This window comes from Pseudonocardia benzenivorans CB1190, assembly GCF_000196675.2.
Classification (GTDB): Bacteria; Actinomycetota; Actinomycetes; order Mycobacteriales; family Pseudonocardiaceae; genus Pseudonocardia; species Pseudonocardia benzenivorans.
Window position 1 is genome coordinate 4,934,224 of record NC_015312.1, and the last position, 18,459, is coordinate 4,952,682.

Here is an 18,459-nt window from a genome sequence, read left to right on the forward strand (position 1 = left end):
CGGCGTGACCCGAACGCAGTCCGACGCCGCCGCCTCCGCGGCCCTCGTCGTCCTCTGGAGCGCAGGATTCATCGGAGCGGTGCTGGGCACCCGCGCCGCCCCCGCCGACACGTTGCTGGCCTGGCGCTTCGTCATCGCCGCGGCGATCCTCGTGCCGGTCGCCGCCGCCCGCGGCGCGCGGCTGCGGCTGTCCTCGCTCCGCCGGCAGGCACCGCTGGGCCTGCTCAGCCAGTTCGCCTACCTCGGGTGCACGGTCACGGCGGTCGGCCTGGGCGTCCCCGCGGGGACGACGGCGTTGATCGCCGCCCTGCAACCGCTGGTCGTCGCCGGACTCGCGGGTCCGGTGCTCGGTGAGCACGTCACCGGCCGGCAACGGGTGGGGCTGCTCGCCGGGCTCGGCGGCGTCGCGCTGGTCGTCGGCGGCGACCTGCACTCCGACGGGGTGGCGTGGTGGGCCTTCCTGCTCCCGGTCGCGGGGATGTTCGCGATGGCGGCCGGGACGGTGCTGACCCGGCGCGCGGGCACGCACGAGACCCCGCTGGAGTCGTTGACGATCCAGACGGCCACGACGGCGGTGCTGTTCACGCTCGTGGCGCTCGTCGACGGCAGGCTCGCCCCACCCGCCGACCCGATGTTCTGGGGCGCGGTGGCGTGGGTCGTCGTGCTGCCGACGTTCGGCGGGTTCGGCCTCTACCTCTACGTCCTGCGCCGTCAGGGGGCGACGCGGGTGAGCAGCCTGCTCTACCTGACCCCGCCGACCACGATGATCTGGGCGTACCTCATGTTCGGCCAGATCCCGGGGCTGCTGGCCGTGCCGGGGATCGCACTGGCCGCGGCCGGTGTCTGGCTCGTCCTGCGAACGCCGCGCGCGCGAACTGTCGGTGCTCCGTCGCATGATGGACGACGTGAGCGCGCTCGACGGCTTCTCGCCCGCCACCCGTGACTGGTTCACGGGGGCGTTCGCCGCGCCCACCCCCGCCCAGGAGGGGGCGTGGGCGGCGGCGCAGGCGGGCCGGCACGCGCTCGTCGTGGCGCCGACCGGCTCCGGCAAGACGCTCGCGGCGTTCCTCTGGGCGCTCGACCGGCTGGCCACCGAGCCCGTACCCGACGATCCGAAGCGCCGCTGCCGCATCCTCTACGTCTCGCCGCTCAAGGCCCTCGCGGTCGACGTGCAGCGCAACCTCCGCTCGCCGCTCACCGGCATCCGGCAGGCCGCGCAGCGGCTGGGCGTCCCGGTGCCGGAGGTCGAGGTCGGGATGCGCACCGGCGACACCCCGGCCGAGGAGCGCCGCCGCTTCGGCCGCACCCCGCCGGACGTGCTGGTCACCACGCCCGAGTCGCTGTTCCTGATCCTCACCTCGGCCGCGCGCGAGTCGCTCACCGGCGTCGAGACCGTGATCGTCGACGAGGTGCACGCCGTCGCGGGGACCAAACGCGGCGCGCACATGGCGCTGTCGCTCGAACGCCTCGACGAGCTGCTCACCCGCAACGGCTCCCGCCCAGCCCAACGCATCGGGCTGTCCGCCACGGTCCGCCCGCTCGACGAGGTGTCGACGTTCCTGGCAGGTGCGCGGCCCGTCGAGATCGTCCAGCCGAGGACGCCCAAGACCATCCAGGTCGACGTCCAGGTCCCGGTGCCCGACCTCGCGGCGCTCGACGAGCAGCCCGCGCCCGGCAGCGCCGACGAGGAGGTCATCGGCTCCGCGGCCGGGACCGCGCGACGGCCGTCGATCTGGCCCGCGGTCGAGCGCCGGCTGCTCGACCTCGTCCGCGAGCACCGGTCCACGATCGTCTTCTCCAACTCCCGACGGCTCGCCGAGCGCCTCACGTCCCGGCTGAACGAACTGGCCGCCGAGGAGGCGGCCGCCGCGGACGCCGTGGACCTCGACGAGATCGCCGCCGGGTCGTTCCCCGCCGAGGCGATCGGGCAGTCCGGGATCGGCGGCGGCGCACCGCCCGTCGTCGCCCGCGCTCACCACGGCTCCATGTCGCGCGAGCAGCGGACGCTGGTCGAGGAGGAGCTCAAGAGCGGCCTGCTGCCGTGCGTGGTGGCCACGTCCAGCCTGGAGCTGGGGATCGACATGGGCGCGGTCGACCTGGTCGTGCAGGTCGAGGCACCGCCGAGCGTGGCGTCGGGGCTGCAGCGCGTCGGCCGGGCCGGGCACCAGGTCGGCGCGGTCTCACGCGGCGTGGTGTTCCCGAAGTACCGCGGCGACCTGGTGTCGTGCGCGGTCGTCGCCGAGCGGATGTCGGGCGGGGCGATCGAGTCGACGCGCTACCCGCGCAACCCGCTCGACGTGCTGGCCCAGCAGATCGTCGCGATGGTCGCGATGGAGCCGTGGTCGCTGGGTGACCTCGCGGCCGTCGTCCGACGGGCGGCCCCCTTCGCCGCGCTGCCCGACTCGGCCCTGCACTCGGTGCTCGACATGCTCGCGGGGCGCTACCCGTCCGAGGAGTTCGGCGAGCTGCGGGCCCGCATCACGTGGGACCGGGTCACCGACGAGCTGGCCGGCCGCCCCGGCGCGCAACGGCTGGCCGTCACCTCGGGCGGGACGATCCCCGACCGTGGCCTGTTCACCGTCATGACGCCCGGCGGCGCGGACGTGGCGGGATCGCGTGTCGGCGAGCTCGACGAGGAGATGGTCTACGAGTCCCGGGTCGGCGACACGTTCCTGCTCGGCACGTCGAGCTGGCGCGTCGAGGACATCACCCACGACCGGGTCATCGTCACCCCGGCGCCGGGCGAGCCCGCCCGGATGCCGTTCTGGAAGGGCGAGTCGATCGGCCGGCCGCTGGAGCTGGGCCGGGCCGTGGGCGCGTTCGTCCGCGAGATGGCCGCACTGCCCGACGAGCAGGCCCGCGAGCGCGCCACCGCCGCGGGTCTCGACGAGTGGGCGGTCGACAACCTGCTGGCCTACCTGCACGAGCAGCGCGAGTCGACGCGGCACGTCCCGTCCGACCGGACGATCCTCGTCGAGCGCTTCCGCGACGAGCTGGGCGACTGGCGGCTCGTCGTGCACTCCCCGTTCGGGTCCCAGGTCAACGGGCCGTGGGCGCTGGCGATCGCCGCCCGGATGCGCGAGCGGCGCGGCGTCGAGGTCAGCGCCGCGGGCGCGGACGACGGGATCGTCCTGCGGCTGCCCGACGCCGTCGACGAGCAGGGCGCCGAGGTCGTGCCCACCGCCGAGGACGTGCTGCTCGACCCGGCCGAGGTGGAGCAGATCGTCGTCGGGGAGCTGGGCGGCTCGTCGCTGTACGCGTCGCGGTTCCGCGAGTGCGCGGCCCGGGCCCTGTTGCTCCCGCGCCGCGATCCCAAGCGGCGCAGCCCGCTGTGGCAGCAAAGGCAGCGGTCGGCGCAGCTGCTGTCGGTCGCGGGCAAGTACGAGCAGTTCCCGATCACGCTCGAGGCGATGCGCGAGTGCGTGCAGGACGTCTACGACCTGCCGGGCCTGCGCGAGCTGATGTCCGACGTGGGCTCGCGCAAGGTCAAGGTCGTCGAGGTGTCGACGGCCCAGCCGTCGCCCTTCGCCCGGAGCCTGCTGTTCGGCTACGTCGGGATGTTCCTCTACGAGATGGACGCGCCGCTGGCCGAGCGCCGGGCCGCGGCGCTCTCGCTCGACTCGACGCTGCTCGCCGAGCTGCTGGGGTCCGAGGCCATCCGGGAGCTGCTCGATCCGGAGGTCCTCGCCGAGGTCGAGGCCTCGCTGCGGCGCACCGCGCCCGACCGGCACGCGCGCGACGCGGAGGGTGCCGCCGACCTGCTGCGGTTCCTGGGCGACCTCAGCGAGGGCGAGGCCGCCGCCCGCGGCGTCGACCCCGCGTGGCTGGCCGAGCTGGAGTCCGCACGCCGGGCGATCCGCGTGCGCATCGCCGGCGAGCAGCGCTGGCTGGCGATCGAGGACGCGGGGCGGGTCCGCGACGCGCTCGGCGCCGCCCTGCCCGTCGGGGTACCCGAGACGTTCACCGAGCCCGTCCCGGATCCGTTGGGCGACCTGGTGATCCGTTACGCGCGGTCGCACGGCCCGTTCCCCGCCGCCGACATCGCCGCCCGGTTCGGGCTCGGGGTGGCCGTGGTGTCCGGGGTGCTCGACCGGCTCACCGGGTCCGGGCGACTGGTCCGCGGCGAGCTGCGGCCCGGTGCGGAGGGCATCGAGTTCTGCGACGCCGAGGTGCTGCGCCGGCTGCGCCGGGCGTCGCTGGCCCGGCTGCGGGCGGAGGTCGAGCCCGTCGAGCAGCGGGCGCTGGGTCGTTTCCTGCCGGTGTGGCAGGGGGTGCGCGCAGCCGCCGCCGCGCCGGGACGACGCGGCCGGATCCGGCGGGCGCCGGGGCCGGAGGACGTCATGGGCGTCGTCGAGCAGCTGGCCGGGGCGCCGCTGCCGGCGAGCGCGCTGGAGTCGCTGATCCTGCCCGCCCGGCTACCGGGCTACTCCCCCGCGCTGCTCGACGAGCTGACCGCAGCCGGTGAGGTCACCTGGACCGGCTGCGGCACGCTCGCCGGGACCGACGGCTGGCTCGCGCTCGCCCCCGCCGACGTCGCCGACCTGCTGCTCCCCGAACCCGAGCCCGAGATCGGCGCCGCCCCCATCCACCGGGCGCTGCTCGGCGCGCTGGGGATGCCGGCCGGGACGACGGAGCTGCCCGCGCACCCGGGCGCCGCACTGTTCTTCCGGGGCCTCGCCGACGCCGCCGCCCGAACCCTGCTCGACGAGGGCGAACAGGCCCCGACCGACGACGCGGTCGTCGCCGCGCTCTGGGACCTCGTGTGGGCGGGGCTCGTCACCAACGACACCCTCGGCCCGCTGCGCGCACGGCTGTCGGGCGGTCGGGGTGCCCACCGTCCGCGCCGGCAGGCCCCGCGCGGGCGCTACGCCCAGCTGCGCGCGGGCCGGCCGGCGATGCCGACGCGCAGCGGGCCGCCCTCGGTCGGTGGCCGGTGGGCGCTCGCGACCGGTCGCGAACCCGACGCCACGCGCCGCGCGCACGCCCGCGCCGAGGCGTTCCTCGAGCGGCACGGCGTGCTCACCCGGGGGGCACTCTCGACCGAACGCGGCCAGGGCGGGTTCGCCTCGGTCTACCGGGTGCTGCGCGCGATGGAGGACTCCGGGAGGTGTCGGCGCGGCTACGTCGTCGACGGGCTCGGGGCCGCCCAGTTCGCGGTGCCCGGCGCCATCGACCGGCTCCGCGCGCTGTCCCGGCCCGATGGTCCCGGGTTGTCGGCCGGCCCGTCGCCGGAGTTCGACGACGACTCCTGGGCCCCTCCCACCCCGGCGCGTCCCGGCACGGGCGACGCGGCGGCGGGCGCCGCGGTGGTGCTCGCCGCCGCCGACCCGGCCCAGCCCTACGGTGCCGCGCTCGGCTGGCCCGCGACGGTCGGCGACTCGAAGCACCGGCCGGGACGCAAGGCCGGGGCGCTCGTGGTGCTGGTCGACGGGGCGCCGGCGCTCTACGTCGAGCGAGGTGGGCGGTCACTGCTGTCGTTCACCGACGACCGGGCCGAGCTGCGGGCGGGCGCCGAGGCGCTGGCCGGCGCCGTGCACGAGGGCTGGCTGGGGTCGTTGGCGGTCGAGAAGGCCGACGGCGTCGGGTCGCTGGCGTCCGACCTGGCAGAGGTGCTCACCGAGGCGGGCTTTCGGGTGACACCGAAGGGCCTGCGGCTGCGCGCCTGAGACCGGTCCCGGCGACCTCGCCGACGCCCCGCACGCCGGGGCAGAGCAGTTCCTCGACGCCGACGTCAGTGCCTCGATGCGCGCCGCCGGCACCCCCAGCGCGGCCGACGACCGTTCCGGACCGAGGACGCGTCCCGGCTCGCCGACGGGCGGCGGCCGGCCGCGTCCGGGCCGCGGGACCGGACCGCACGTCGAGCCGACCCACCGGCCCCCGCCGCCGCCCCCGGCCGGCGGTGACCGACGCGTCCCGCCCCCGGCTCGCTGAGCGCACGCTCCAGGACGTCCGCAGCGGTCCGTTCGGACCGTCCGTGCCGTCGGACCGGACGGCGCCACTGTGTCTTGCCCCGGGTGCGGGACGGCAGGATGCTGGCTGTTCGGCGCGCGGTGGCGTCGAGCCGCTGCCGCGCCGAGCATCGGGAGCGTCCGGAGATGACGACGCCGTCCATCCGCCGAGGCGTACGTCGGCGGGTGTCGTGCGTGGTCGTGCTGGTCGCCGTCCTCGTCGCGCTGGCCTGCACCGGGCAGCCGGACGGCGGGCACACCCTCAGCGTGCACGCACCCGGCGCCCTGGTCCTGTCGCCCGACGGCGCGACGGCCTACGTCACCGACCAGACCGACGGGCTCGTCCGCGCCGTGGAGACCGCGACGGGTCGCGAGCACCTGCCCGTGGACGCCCCGTTCACCGATTCGCTGACGATCGACCACCACGGTGGTCGGCTGTTCGCGTTCTCCCGCGCCGCGGGTGCCGTGGCGGTGATCGATCCCGTGCAGATGACCGTCGCCGAGCGGATCTCGGCGCAGGACCCGGTGGCCGTCGCGGTCGCGCCGGACGACACCCGTGCCTACGTCGCGAGCAGCCGCGGCGGGACGGTGACGGTCGTCGACATGGCATCGGGGGCCGCGGTCGACCGCCCGGTGGGCGCGCTGCCCAGCGACGTCGTCGCGGCAGGCAGGCACGTGTACGTCGCGCTGGCCGCGAGCCGCACGATCGCGGTGCTGACCCCGGACGGCGTCGTGACGGGCACGGTGCGGCTGCCGACGAGCGCCGTCACCGAGGAGGACCCGGTCCGGCTGGGCGTCACCCCGGACGAGACGACGCTGCTCACCCTCGACCCGGTCCGCGGCGAGCTGTACCTGGTCGACCCGTCGACCTCGACACTGCTCGCGACGCTCGGCGCGGCCGCGGGCGCGTCGATGCTGCGGATGTCGGCGGACGGCAGGCGCGCCTACGTGGTGGCGACGACGACCCACGAGGTCGCCGAGATCGACGTGGCCGCCCGCGCCCAGGTCGCGACCGTGCCGGTGGGTTGCACCCCCGGCGCGATCGCCGAGGCCCCTGACGGCAGCGCACTCCTCGCGACGTGCACCGACCAGGACGAGGTGTCCGTCGTTCCGCGATGAGGAGGACGGCTGCCGGCGGATCGCATTCGGAGTGACGACACGCAACCACGAGCCGTCCGGCACCGGGCCCCTGGGGAGTCCGACCGACTCCGCCGACCGGAACGGACGGTCACCGGCAGGGCAAAGCCGGACCGCACGCGGGGCACGTCCCGGCCCGGCAACCACGCAGCCAGGGGAGTCACCCGGCGCCGAGCCCGCGGCGGCTCGCGTCCTCAGCCCGATCCGAAGCCCGATCCGACTGCCCCGACGCGAAGGAGCAACGACCGGCTGCACCGAGCCTGACCCCCGCACCGGGCACGTCCCGGTCCGGCGACGACGCAACCGGACGCCGAGCCCTCGACGAGTGCCCCGTCCGGTGCCCCCTCGGACCGGCGGGCCGACTTTCGCCGGCGGGCGCCGCGTCGGATGATCGGGGTATGAGCGACGACGCCCTCGGTTCCGTCCTGCGCCGGCCCGCCCCCGACGTCCTGGAGACGACCGGGATCGGCGCCTACGTCCGATGGCTCGCCGCGGAGCGCGGCCTGGAGTTCGACGACTACGACGCGCTCCTGGACTGGTCGATCGCCGAGCCCGAGGACTTCTGGGCGTCGATCTGGGACCACTTCGAGGTCGACGGCGGCTACGAGCGCGTCCTGGGCTCGACCGAGATGCCGGGCGCGCAGTGGTTCCCCGGCGCGACCGCCAACTACGCGCGGCACATGTTGCGCCATGCGCGGGCACGCGTCGAGGCGGGCGCGGGCGACGAGGTCGTCCTCGTCGCCCGGTCGCAGACGCGCGAGCCGGTCGACGTGACGTTCGCCGAGCTGCTCGACCAGGTCGCGCGGGCCCGCGCCGGGCTGCAACGCCTCGGCGTCGAGCAGGGCGACCGCGTCGTCGCCTACCTGCCGCACATCCCCGAGGCGATCGTCGCGTTCCTCGCGGCCGCGAGCCTGGGCGCCACGTGGGCCTCGTGCGCCCCGGAGTTCGGGTCGCGCTCGGTCGTCGACCGGTTCGCCCAGATCGAGCCGACGGTGCTGCTCACGGTCGGCGGCTACACCCACGGTGCCAGGGAGATCGACAAGAGTGCGGAGGTCGCGGCGATCCGCGCGGGCCTGCCCAGCCTGCGACACGTGGTCGCGGTGCCGTTCGGGCCGGTCGAGGTGCCCGACGCGCTCCCGTGGGCCGACCTGCTGGCCGTGGAGGGCCCGCTCGAGTTCGTCGACGTCCCGTTCGACCATCCCCTCTACGTGCTGTTCTCGTCGGGGACGACCGGGCTGCCGAAGGTCATCGTCCACTCGCACGGCGGCATCCTGCTCGAGCATCTCAAGCTGCACGGGCTGCACCTGGACACCCGCCCGGGCGATCGCGCGCTGTGGTTCACGACGACGGCGTGGGCGATGTGGAACATCACGATCTCGGCGCTGCTGGTCGGCGGCTCGCTCGTGCTGCTCGACGGCAACCCGCTCTACCCGGACCTCGACGAGCAGTGGCGGCTGGCGGCCGAGACCGGCGCGACGCTGCTCGGGACCAGCCCCGGCTACCTGATGGCCTGCCGCGCGAAGGGCGTCGACGCGGCGGGGCTGCTCGGCGGGAGTGCCGGGGTGTTGCGCCAGATCGGCTCGACGGGCGCGCCGCTGCCACCGGAGGCGTTCGACTGGATCGCCGCCCAGTTCGGCGACGCCGTCCTGGTCAACTCGATCAGTGGCGGCACCGACGTGTGCAGCGCGTTCGTCGGCGGCGGCCCGTGGCAACCGGTGTACCGCGGGGAGCTCTCGGGCCCGCTGCTGGGCGTCGACGTCACCGCGTTCGACCCCGACGGCAAGGAGATCGTCGACGAGCTGGGCGAGCTCGTCGTGCGGGCACCGATGCCGTCGATGCCGGTGTCTTTCTGGAACGACCCGGGCGACGAGCGCTACCGCGAGTCCTATTTCGACACCTATCCCGGCGTGTGGCGGCACGGCGACTGGGTGATCCGCACCCGGCGGCGCAGTTTCGTCGTCACCGGCCGGTCGGACGCGACGCTCAACCGCGGGGGCGTCCGGCTCGGGACCGCCGAGTTCTACGCCGTGATCGAGGACCTGCCGGAGATCGACGACAGCCTCGTCGTGCACCTCGAGGACCAGACCGGCGCGACGTCGGGCGACCTCATCCTGTTCGTCGTGCTGCGCGAGGGCGCCGAGCTCGACGACGCGCTGCGCGCCCGGATCCGGGACACGCTGCGCGCGCAGCTCTCACCGCGCCACACCCCCGACTTCGTCGCCGCCGTGCCCGCGGTGCCCCGCACGCTGACGGGCAAGAAACTGGAGAAGCCGATCAAGCAGGTGCTGCGCGGGAAGGCGCCCGAGGACGTGATCAGCGCGGACGCGGTCAGCGACTTCGACGCCGTCGCCGCGTTCCGCGACGCCGTCCGCGACCGCTGACGCCCACGCACCCCCCGGGCGCAACCTCACGGTCGCCGCGAGCGCCGACGACGACCACCAGGTTGCGCGCGGTCGGGGTCTGCTGCGGGAACGCGGGAGCCCGGTCCGGCGGTCAGCCGCCGAAGGCGGTCCCGAGGTCGCGGACGCCGGCCTGCAGGGCGGCGAGGTCGGGGCCGCAGCTCTGCGGGGTACCGGTCGGGCCCTGGCCGGGCGGCAGGAGGCAGGCGTCGCGGGTGAGCCGGTCGACCGCCGCATCGACCGCGTCCGCCGCCTTCCCCACCGCGGCCTCCTCCGTCGGACCCGAGGCGACCGCGCGGGCCGCGACGGTCACGTTCGAGACCTCCCGGACGAACCGGGCGCACTGCGGGTAGACGCTCGCGGCGTCCTCGGTGGCGCACTCGTCACGCCCGAAGATCGCGATCTTGTCGACGACGTCCGCGCGCTGGGCGGTGGGTGAGGACTGCGTCGCGGCGGCCGCCGAGGACGACCCTCCGTCGGGCGACTGCTCGCACCCCGCCGTCAGCGCCGCGACGGCCACGGCGACCCCGACCAGCCCACCCAACCGCAGGGATCGGGAACGGACGCGACCACGCGGGAGTACCGGCACGGGCCCGAGACTATGCCCGGCCCGCGGTTGCCCCGCGGGCCCCCGCCCCGCGGCCACGGGACCGGACGACCAGCCCGGCATCGTGTTCGGAACACCTCGAACCGGGCACGTCCGTGGATCGCGCACGATCCCCGAACGGCTCTGCGACTCCTCGAGCGCGGCGATCATGGCGTCGGCCATGGGCTCGCTCGAGGCCGGGGACGGTGTACGCCGGGAGCGGCTGCAGCACCCCGCCCGGGGGAGGCGAAGCGACCGTGTACCCGGCCTTCACGAACCATTCGTGCGGAGCGGCGAACTCCTCGGCCCTGGTAGGGGGCGACTGACGGATCACTCGCCGCGGTCTCGGCGCCCGGACGGCCCGTGGCTGCGTTGTCGCCGGGCCCGAACACGCCCGGTGCGCCGACCCGGCTCCGCCTTGCCACGAACCGCCAGGATCACCGACCCCATCGACGGCGATCCGTCAGACCCCCTAGCCGGTCGGGTACGCCGAACCGTCGGTGCGTTCCCAGACGCCGGCAGCCGACATGACGATCAGGATCCTCCCTGTGCTCATGAGGTTCCTCCTCCAGTTGTCCGGATCAGGCCGCGAGGTGGTCGGTGGTGGCCGCGGTCCGCGCGGTGACGTCGAGGTTCGCGCGCAACGTTTCGACCTTGCGGTGGCGTAGGACTGCGCATCCGAACCCAGCAGGAGGCGCAGCGGGCCGGTTCCCGCGACGACCTGCTCGATGACGGCCGTGGCGCCGTTGGCGGGGTCACCGAGCTGGCTGCCCTGCAGGCGAGCATGTCGCGGACCTCGCGGGCGCTGGTCTCCTCGACCGCGGCGAGGAAGCCGTAACCCGCGTTGTTCACGACGACGTCGAGGCCGCCGAAGCGCTGCACCGTCTGCCGGACGGCCTCCTCGACGACGTGCTCGTCACGCGGGTCGACGGTCAACGGCAGCAACCCCGAGGTGTCGACGGCCGGGCCGATCGCGGCCGGCGACCGGTCGGTCGAGCGGGTCGTGGCCGCGACGTCGTCCCCACGCCGCAGCAGTTGGGCGACCAGCTCCAGACCCAGGCCGCGCGACGTACCGGTCACGAACCAGGTCGACGGCCGCTCGGACGGAGAACGCACGATGATCCTCGATTCGGTGTTCCGGGGGGCGCGGTGGCGGGCGGGCGAGGCCGACCTGATCCTGGCCAAGCAGCGCAACGCCCCGACCAGCACGATCACCGTCGTGCACCAGCTGCACTACAGCCGCTTCACCGACGTCGCCCGGGAGTCTCCCACCGAGTGGAGCATCACTGCGTCCGCCACCTGGTCGCCGGACCGCGCAACACCGCCTTGATGAAAAAGCGCTGCCCCAGGCCATCGGATCAGGGGGGCGACGGCCGAGAGCACCTCGCGGTGGTCCACCACCATCGGTCAGCCGGGTCTCGGGCGTGCCTCCTGCCGCGACGTCATCGGCGGGACTGCCTCGCGATCGCCACGCAGGCGAGGACGACCACCACCACCAACGCGGCGACGATGCCCACCTTGGCGAGGAGATCGAGCAGGAGGTCCGCCACGGTCACAGGCGATCCCCGAGCCGGCGCGCCACCTTCTGATCAAAGCCACTCCCCCACGATCCACCGCGGCGGCGCGCGTACCCGGCGGCTGCCCGGGAGGCGACGGGGCCCAGGCGGCGGCGAGTCTCCTCCCAGCGTCCGCGCCGCTTCAGCCTGGTGATCAACGCGAACCCGACGATCACGAGCACGGCAACGATCACGGCCAGCACCGCGAACCTGACCAGCAAGAACGTCAACACAGTCTCCATCGCTCCTCCTTATTTAGCACGGCCTTGCTACAACAACGTAGCACGCTCATGCTAGAAAGGCGAGATGCCGAAGGTGGTGGACGCGGAGCAGCGGCGCCGCGAGGTGTTCGACGCCGTGTTCACGGTGGTCGTGGAGCACGGGGTGCACGGGGCGTCCCTGCGGCGGGTCGCGGAGACGGCCGGGCTGGCCATCGGCTCGGTGCGGCACTACTTCGACTCTGCAGAGCAGATGCTCACGGAGGCGGCCGCGGAGGTGATCGCCCGTGTCACCACGCGCCTCGAGGCGCACCGGGCCGAGCTCGACGCGGAGACCGACCGGGGTGTCGTCGCGGAGCGGATGATCGCCGAACTGCTGCCGTGGGACGCGGTGAGCACCCGGGAGACGACGGTCTGGCTGGAGTTCGCCCTGGCCGCCCGCACCGCTCCCGCCTACCGAGCGACAGCCGAACTGTTGCACGCGGGCGTTCGCGAGCTGGCCCGACGGATCGTCGAGAACCGGGTGCCCCCGGAGCGGACTGCGGTCGAGGCGGAGCGGCTCGCCTGCTTGATCGACGGGCTGGGGTTCGCGGGGACGCTGCATCCCGGCTCCCTGCCGCCGGGGCTGGCCCGGGACGTGGTGCGCCGCCATCTCGACTCGCTCGGCGCCTGAGCCCTGGCATCGTCTCGGCCAGCGCCGCGTCGTGCAGTGTCCGCGCGCGGCACGGCGCTTCTTGCGGGCGTGATAGCCGCTCGGGGCGACCTCGATCGCCACCGCGCTTGGCCTGACCGCCGGGCTGCCCGTCGCATCTGTGCGTAAGGCCGCCAAGCCCTACGGGACGCGCCGCCGCGCCGAGGGGGTCGAGGTCCAGGGTCGCCGGGTCCTCGTCGTGAAGGACGTTGGCACTTCCGGCGGTCGGGTCGCGATCTTGACTGCGGCCCTTCGGGAGTGTGGGGCCGTGTCGGGGTGGCCGCGGCGCTGTTCACCGACTTCGACCGGCTACCACCTGCGCACCGAAGCTACGCGCGCTGGATGTTCATGGACGAGGACGCCCGATCGCTCTTCGTGGACCGGCAGGACCAGGCCCGGGCCGCGGTGGAGAGCCTCCGGTTCGAGGTGGGCCGTGACCCGGACGCCCGGGCGACCGTCGAGCTCGTCGCGCAGCTGCGCGCGGACAGCCGCGAGTTCGACCAGTGGTGGGAGCAGCACCGTGTCCACCAGCGCACGCACGGCTCGAAACGCCTCCGCCATCCGCTGGTCGGCGACCTGACCGCCCGGCGGGGCACCGAGAGCCCGCCGCACCTCGGCACCCGCCGCACCGGTCGGCGACGCCGTCAGCGACGCCCGCCCTTGCGGGCCCCGGACTTCTTGCGGCCCGCGGCGGCCTTGCCCGACGTCCCTGCGGGCCGCCGTGCGCTCGCGGAGCCGCCCCGGCGCGCCGCCGCCCGCGCCGCGCCGCCCCCACCGGAGGCCGCACGTCCGACAGCCGCCGCAGCGGACCCCGACACACCCGGCCCCGCCGCAGCAGGCCCCGACCCGCCGACGGCCGCCGTCTCCGCGGGCGACCCCGACCCCGCGACCGGCTTCGCCCCCGGCTTGCGGGTCACGGCCGGCGGCCGCACGCCCGGCTTCGGCGCGGTCACGGCCGCGACCGCGGCCTTCTGTTCGGCCTGCGCCGCCTCCTCGCGGTCCATCGCCTTGTGCACCAGGTGCTGCTGGACCATCGTCCAGCCGTTGTTCGTCAGCCAGTACAGCAGGATCGCGATCGGGAACGTGAAGAACAGCCCACCGAGGATGACGCCGAGCGGGAAGATCCACGGGGTCAGCTTCATGAACCCGGCCATCTGCGCGGCCTGGGTGCCGGGCTCCGGCGGGGCGGTCTGCGCGGCCAGCTGCTGGCGCTGGGAGTTGCGGGCGGTGATGTGCGTGGCGACCGCAGCGAGCAGCATCAACGGCACCGCGACGACGACGACCTCCCACCGCTCCACGTGCGAGCCGAACGAGTCGAGCAGCGACTGCGGCATCGACACCCACGACGACAGCGGCGCCCCGAACAGCCGGGCCTCGAGGAACGAGCGCACCTCGTCGGGCCCGAAGACGTAGTTGCCGATCGCGGCGTTCTGCTCGAACGTCAGGCCCGGCCGGTTGAAGTAGCGCAGCACGTGCAGCAACGCGAGGAAGACGGGCATCTGGATCAGCAGCGGCAGGCAGCCGCCCAGCGTCGAGACGCCGTGCTCCTTCTGGAGCTTCTGCGTCTCCGCCAGCATCTTCTGCTTGTCGTTCGCGTGGCGCTTGCGGATCTCCGCGAGCTGCGGGGCGAGGGCGCGCATCCGGCGCCCGGACCGCACCTGCGACAGGAACGGTTTGATCATGATGGCGCGCAGCGTCAGCACCAGGAAGACGACCGACAGCGCCCAGGCGAACCCGCTCGACGGGCCCAGCACGAGCGCGAACGCCTGGTGCCAGAACCACATGACGGCGGAGACGGGGTAGTAGAGGAAGTTCAGCACGGCGCCACCCCGGTCGGGGCGGGCACAGGGCACGACGAGGACATGCGGGACTCCAGGAAGGACCGGTGACGGGGACACGAACGACCCCGGCGGCGCGTCCCCGGAACGCGGGACGACTCAGACCGCCGGGAGCAGCCCCGACGGCGCCCGTGCGCGGGTGTGCCCCGCGGCGTCCGGGTCCTCCTGGCGCGGCGCGGCGGCACGCGCTCTGGCCTGCCGCAACGCCTTGACGACGAGCGCGTGCAGCGGCGCCGCGGCCACCCGCAGGACGGCCGACGCGTGCCGGGCCATCCCCCACGCGAGCAGTGCCGCGCCGAGGACCCCGATGACGACGCCCGGCTCACCGGCGAGCAGCGCGTAGCCGACCACGAGCAGGACCAGTGCCTGCACCGTCGGCGCGCTGCGCATCGTCACCCCCTCGTCCCGTTAGACGGTACCGGACGACACGACCGTCACGTCGTCAGCAACCCGCGGCGGTACGCGGCGGACACCGCGCTGGCCCGGTCGCGCACCTCGAGCTTCGCGTAGATGTGCAGCAGGTGCGTCTTGATCGTCGCCTCGCTGATGAACAGCCGCCGGGCCGCCTCGCGGTTCGTCGCACCGGCGGCGACGAGCTGCAGCACCTCCAGCTCGCGGCTCGACAGGGCCTCCTCGGTCGGCGTGCGGACCTGCCCCATCAGCCGGCCCGCGACGGCGGGCGAGAGCACGGCCTCGCCCCGGTACGCGGCCCGGACGGCGCGCAGCAGCTCGTCGCGCGGGGTGTCCTTGAGCAGGTAGCCGGTGGCGCCGGCCTCGATGGCGGGCAGCACGTCGCGGTCGGTGTCGAACGTCGTCAGTACGAGGACACGCGGCGCCGACCCGCTGCGGCGCAGCTCCCTGATCGCCTCCACACCGCCCATCACCGGCATCCGCAGGTCCATGAGCACGACGTCGACGGGATCGTCGGCGGCCGCGAGCCGGGCCAGCGCCTCGGCCCCGTCGCCCGCCTCGCCGACGACGACCAGGTCCGGCGCGCCCGACAGCACGCCGCGCAGCCCGTCGCGGACCACGGGGTGGTCGTCGACGATCAGGACCCGGATGGTCGAACTCACAGGGGCACCTCTCCGCAGGTTCGGGTCTCGGCCGGGATCGCCGGCACGCTCGCACTCAGCGCGGTCCCCTCGCCAGGCGCGCTCTCCACCGTCAGCGTGCCCGAGACGCGGTGCACGCGCTGTTCCATCGCCGTGAGCCCGAACCCGCCCGCACCGCGGTCGGGCAGGTCGAACCCGCGACCGTCGTCGCGCACGTCGAGCACGACCACGTCGTCCATGTAGGACAGGGTGATCCCGACGGTCGTCGCCTCGGCGTGCTTCGCGACGTTGGCCAGCGCCTCCTGCGCCACCCGGAACAGCGCGACCTCGACGTCGGGCAGCAACGGCCGCGTCGCGCCGGTGGTCTCGCGTCGCACCCGGACGCCCGTCGTCTCCGACCAGCGGTCGACGAGATCGGCCAGCGCCTCGGGCAGCTGCGCGCGTTCGAGGGGTTCGGGGCGCAGCGCGTCGACCGACCGCCGGGCCTCGGTGAGGCTCTCGCGCGCGAGACCGCGAGCGATCCGCAGCCGGTCGCGCACGTCGGCCTCGCTCGAGGCGGCGTCGGCGGCCTCCAGCTGGGTGACGATGCCCGTCAGGCCCTGCGCGATGGTGTCGTGGATCTCCCGCGCCATCCGGGTGCGCTCGTCCTGCACACCCGCCTGCCTGGCCTGGGCGACGAGCTGGGCGTGCAGCTGGACGTTCTCCGCCAGCGCGGTCTCCAGCTGCGCGTTGGTCTCCTCCAGCTCCGCGATCATCCGCTTCCGGCGCTCCGTCTGCTGCGCGCTGATCGCCGCGAACCAGTTGAACCCGCCCGCGACGACGGCGTTGCCGACCAGCAGCGCGGCCAGCGCCCACCACCATCCGGTGCTCCACGGCAGCGCGAGCCGGCCGCCCATCTGCGAGAACGCCGCGCACCCGCCCACGAAGGCGACCGCGACGTAGCGCCAACGTCCGTGCAGGTAGCAGAACGCGTGGCCGTACCCGCCGATCGCCATGAACGCGTAGAACGGCGAGAGCCAGGTCAACGCGGCCATCAGGACGAGCAGGCCGGCCATGTAGACCCCGCCGACCACCGGGACGCGGGCCCGGATCGGCTCGCGCACCGACAGGAACCAGATCCAGCCGAGCGCGACGGCGGTGAGGGCCGCCATCCACGCCCACGTCGTGGCGGTCTCGCCCGACACCGCGAACGCCGTCAGCACCGTGCCGAGGAGGAGACCGGCGAGCGCGGCGAACCGGTCGATCGCCTTGTCCATCCGCTGCTCGACAACGTCGAGCCGGTCCAGCTCCCGCGTCGCCATGGTTCCCCCTACTCCCAGCGGAACAACCTAGTCGCGAGGAGACCGGTCAGCACCGTCCAGGCCAGCAGCACACCGAGGTGCAGCAGCTGCGGCCACGACCCGGCGGCGGCCGCCTGCAGGGCACCGGCCCCCGCACCCAACGGCGTGTAGTCGCTGATCGTGCGCAGCACCTCGGGCATGACGTCGCGGGGCAGCCAGAGCCCACCGAAGAACATCAGCGGGAAGAACAGCACGGTGCCGATCGCGTTGCCCGTCCGCCCGCTCGGGGCGACCGCCGCGACGAGCAGCCCCAGCCCGTAGACCGCCCCGCCGAGCAGCACCAGCGTGACGAGGTAGGCCGCCAGGTCCTGCGGGAGCGGCACGCCGAACGCCAGCCGGGCGACGAGCAGCACCAGGATCGTCGACACCAGCGTCACGCCGAGCATCGTCGCGGTGATCGCGAGCAGCAACGTCTGCGGCCGGACCGGCGTCGTGCGCATCCGGCGCAGCACCCCCTGCTCCCGGTAGGTCGCGACGACGGCGGGCAGCGCCTGCACGGCCGACACCGCGAGCACCATCGCGACCATGATCGGCACGTAGAGGTCGATCAGCCGCGGGCCGCCCGGGGTGACCGGCTCCTTGAACGACGGGATCAGCCCGAGCACGACGAGCAGGACCGTCGGGAACAGCAGCGTCGCGACGGCGCCGGCCCGGTCGCGCAGGAACAGTCGCAGCTCGGAGCGGGTCAGCGCGCCGAGCCCGGCGAACCCGGACGTCCTCGGACGGCCCGTCCCGGCGGGTGCCGCGGTGGTCGTGGTCATCGGATCCCCTCCCCCGTGAGGGCGACGAACGCGTCGTCGAGTCGTGGCTGGGTGACGCGCAGCTCCGCCGCGACGATGCGCCGCTGCGCGAGTGCGGTGGTGACGGTCGCGAGGACGTCGCCGGTCCCGGTGATCTCGACGCGCCCGTCGCGCTGGACGACGGAGGTGACCTCGGGCAGCCCGCGCAGCAGCGCCTCGTCGACCGGCTCCGACGGCCTGAACCGGATGACCTGCGGCGCCCGGGTGCGCTCGACCAGCCCCGACGGCGTGTCGATCGCGACGACCTTCCCGGCGTCGATGAGCGCGATCCGGTCACAGAGCCGCTCGGCCTCCTCCATGAAGTGGGTGACGAGCACGACCGTGACCCCGTCGTCGCGCACCTGCTCGACCAGCTCCCAGGTGTTGCGGCGCGACTGCGGGTCCAGCCCCGTCGTCAGCTCGTCGAGGACGGCGACGCGGGGCCTGCCGAGCAGCGCGAGCACGATCGCGAGGCGCTGCTGCTGACCTCCGGAGAGCTTGCCGAACCGGGTGTCGCGCCTGCGGGTGAGGCCGAGCCGGTCGACGAGCGCGTCACCGTCGGCAGGATCGTCGTAGAACGACGAGTAGAGCGAGACGGCCTCGGCGACCGTCATGCGCTCGGGGAGCTTGCTGTCCTGCAGCTGCACCCCGAGCACCCGCCGCAGCTCGGTCACGTCGCGCTGCGGGTCGAGCCCGAGCACGCGGATCGTCCCGCCGTCGGGCACCCGCAGGCCCTCGATGCACTCGACCGTCGTCGTCTTGCCCGCCCCGTTCGGGCCGAGCACCCCGAAGATCTCCCCCTCCTGCACCTCGAAGGACACGTCGGCCACGGCGAGATGCTCCCCGTAGCGCTTCTGCAAGCCGTTGACCTCGATGACCGCCATGCACCAAGACTGGTGCGACGGGCGGCGCCGC

The 18,459-nt window shown here is 74.4% G+C and carries 15 protein-coding genes and 1 pseudogene; 7 read left to right on the top strand and 9 right to left on the bottom strand.

Annotation, left to right across the window (positions count from 1 at the left end; all coding sequences use genetic code 11):
- The first annotated feature begins 4 nt into the window (after positions 1-4).
- The 4 genes from PSED_RS23140 to PSED_RS23155 all read left to right on the top strand — a co-directional run bounded on the left by PSED_RS23140 (position 5) and on the right by PSED_RS23155 (position 9,466).
- Positions 5-943 (top strand): DMT family transporter, encoded by a 939-nt coding sequence (locus PSED_RS23140; protein ID WP_013676667.1) that lies wholly within the window; start codon positions 5-7, stop codon positions 941-943.
- Entirely contained in the window at positions 897-5,666 is a 4,770-nt protein-coding gene (locus tag PSED_RS23145; protein ID WP_083845261.1) for an ATP-dependent helicase, read from the top strand. Before PSED_RS23140 ends, PSED_RS23145 begins: the two co-directional genes overlap by 47 nt.
- Before the next feature lie 429 nt (positions 5,667-6,095).
- Entirely contained in the window at positions 6,096-7,067 is a 972-nt protein-coding gene (locus PSED_RS23150) for a YncE family protein (RefSeq protein WP_013676669.1), read from the top strand.
- 416 nt (positions 7,068-7,483) lie between these two features.
- Positions 7,484-9,466: an acetoacetate--CoA ligase gene (locus PSED_RS23155; RefSeq protein WP_013676670.1), complete on the top strand. Its 1,983-nt coding sequence runs from the start codon at positions 7,484-7,486 to the stop codon at positions 9,464-9,466.
- Between the two features lie 112 nt (positions 9,467-9,578).
- Here PSED_RS23155 and PSED_RS23160 read toward each other — a convergent pair whose 3' ends face one another.
- Both PSED_RS23160 and PSED_RS23165 read right to left on the bottom strand, forming a co-directional pair.
- Entirely contained in the window at positions 9,579-10,073 is a 495-nt protein-coding gene (locus PSED_RS23160) for a hypothetical protein (RefSeq protein ID WP_143770584.1), read from the bottom strand.
- A 549-nt stretch (positions 10,074-10,622) separates the two neighbouring features.
- Positions 10,623-11,186, bottom strand: a complete 564-nt coding sequence (locus PSED_RS23165; protein WP_202946307.1) for an SDR family NAD(P)-dependent oxidoreductase — start codon at positions 11,184-11,186, stop codon at positions 10,623-10,625.
- A 1-nt stretch (position 11,187) separates the two neighbouring features.
- On the opposite strand from PSED_RS23165, the gene PSED_RS23170 reads away from it, so the two are divergent.
- Positions 11,188-11,400: a hypothetical protein gene (locus PSED_RS23170; RefSeq protein ID WP_083845262.1), complete on the top strand. Its 213-nt coding sequence runs from the start codon at positions 11,188-11,190 to the stop codon at positions 11,398-11,400.
- A 222-nt stretch (positions 11,401-11,622) separates the two neighbouring features.
- Here PSED_RS23170 and PSED_RS23175 read toward each other — a convergent pair whose 3' ends face one another.
- A complete protein-coding gene (locus tag PSED_RS23175; protein WP_013676673.1) occupies positions 11,623-11,868 on the bottom strand; it encodes a hypothetical protein in 246 nt (81 codons plus the stop codon).
- A gap of 64 nt (positions 11,869-11,932) precedes the next feature.
- On the opposite strand from PSED_RS23175, the gene PSED_RS23180 reads away from it, so the two are divergent.
- The gene (locus PSED_RS23180) at positions 11,933-12,517 is read left to right on the top strand and encodes a TetR/AcrR family transcriptional regulator (protein WP_013676674.1); all 585 of its coding nucleotides are present in this window, start codon (positions 11,933-11,935) and stop codon (positions 12,515-12,517) included.
- Positions 12,518-12,811: 294 nt separating this feature from the next.
- Positions 12,812-13,108, top strand: a pseudogene (locus tag PSED_RS23185) (MmyB family transcriptional regulator); the annotation flags it as partial.
- A gap of 71 nt (positions 13,109-13,179) precedes the next feature.
- On the opposite strand, the gene yidC reads toward PSED_RS23185, so the two are convergent.
- The 6 genes from yidC to PSED_RS23215 form a co-directional block, all read right to left on the bottom strand.
- Positions 13,180-14,355, bottom strand: a complete 1,176-nt coding sequence (gene yidC / locus PSED_RS23190; RefSeq protein ID WP_013676675.1) for a membrane protein insertase YidC — start codon at positions 14,353-14,355, stop codon at positions 13,180-13,182.
- 117 nt (positions 14,356-14,472) lie between these two features.
- Entirely contained in the window at positions 14,473-14,763 is a 291-nt protein-coding gene (locus PSED_RS23195; RefSeq protein ID WP_013676676.1) for a DUF6412 domain-containing protein, read from the bottom strand.
- Between the two features lie 44 nt (positions 14,764-14,807).
- On the bottom strand, positions 14,808-15,446 hold the full coding sequence (locus tag PSED_RS23200; protein ID WP_013676677.1) for a response regulator: 639 nt from the start codon (positions 15,444-15,446) through the stop codon (positions 14,808-14,810).
- Positions 15,443-16,726, bottom strand: coding sequence for a sensor histidine kinase (locus tag PSED_RS23205; RefSeq protein ID WP_013676678.1), 1,284 nt, complete (start codon positions 16,724-16,726; stop codon positions 15,443-15,445). The genes PSED_RS23200 and PSED_RS23205 overlap by 4 nt, the downstream gene beginning before the upstream one ends.
- An 8-nt stretch (positions 16,727-16,734) precedes the next feature.
- Positions 16,735-17,526 (bottom strand): ABC transporter permease, encoded by a 792-nt coding sequence (locus PSED_RS23210; RefSeq protein WP_013676679.1) that lies wholly within the window; start codon positions 17,524-17,526, stop codon positions 16,735-16,737.
- A complete protein-coding gene (locus PSED_RS23215) occupies positions 17,523-18,428 on the bottom strand; it encodes an ABC transporter ATP-binding protein (RefSeq protein WP_013676680.1) in 906 nt (301 codons plus the stop codon). The genes PSED_RS23210 and PSED_RS23215 overlap by 4 nt, the downstream gene beginning before the upstream one ends.
- Positions 18,429-18,459: the final 31 nt, after the last annotated feature.

Excerpts from the sequence above, each read along its gene's own strand:
- PSED_RS23145 (WP_083845261.1), top strand. The coding sequence starts at position 897 with ATGGACGACGTGAGCGCGCTCGACGGCTTCTCGCCCGCCACCCGTGAC.
- PSED_RS23150 (WP_013676669.1), top strand. The coding sequence starts at position 6,096 with ATGACGACGCCGTCCATCCGCCGAGGCGTACGTCGGCGGGTGTCGTGC.
- PSED_RS23155 (WP_013676670.1), top strand. The coding sequence starts at position 7,484 with ATGAGCGACGACGCCCTCGGTTCCGTCCTGCGCCGGCCCGCCCCCGAC.
- PSED_RS23170 (WP_083845262.1), top strand. The coding sequence starts at position 11,188 with ATGATCCTCGATTCGGTGTTCCGGGGGGCGCGGTGGCGGGCGGGCGAG.
- PSED_RS23175 (WP_013676673.1), bottom strand. The coding sequence starts at position 11,868 with ATGGAGACTGTGTTGACGTTCTTGCTGGTCAGGTTCGCGGTGCTGGCC.
- PSED_RS23180 (WP_013676674.1), top strand. The coding sequence starts at position 11,933 with ATGCCGAAGGTGGTGGACGCGGAGCAGCGGCGCCGCGAGGTGTTCGAC.
- PSED_RS23195 (WP_013676676.1), bottom strand. The coding sequence starts at position 14,763 with ATGCGCAGCGCGCCGACGGTGCAGGCACTGGTCCTGCTCGTGGTCGGC.
- PSED_RS23205 (WP_013676678.1), bottom strand. The coding sequence starts at position 16,726 with ATGGCGACGCGGGAGCTGGACCGGCTCGACGTTGTCGAGCAGCGGATG.
- PSED_RS23210 (WP_013676679.1), bottom strand. The coding sequence starts at position 17,526 with ATGACCACGACCACCGCGGCACCCGCCGGGACGGGCCGTCCGAGGACG.
- PSED_RS23215 (WP_013676680.1), bottom strand. The coding sequence starts at position 18,428 with ATGGCGGTCATCGAGGTCAACGGCTTGCAGAAGCGCTACGGGGAGCAT.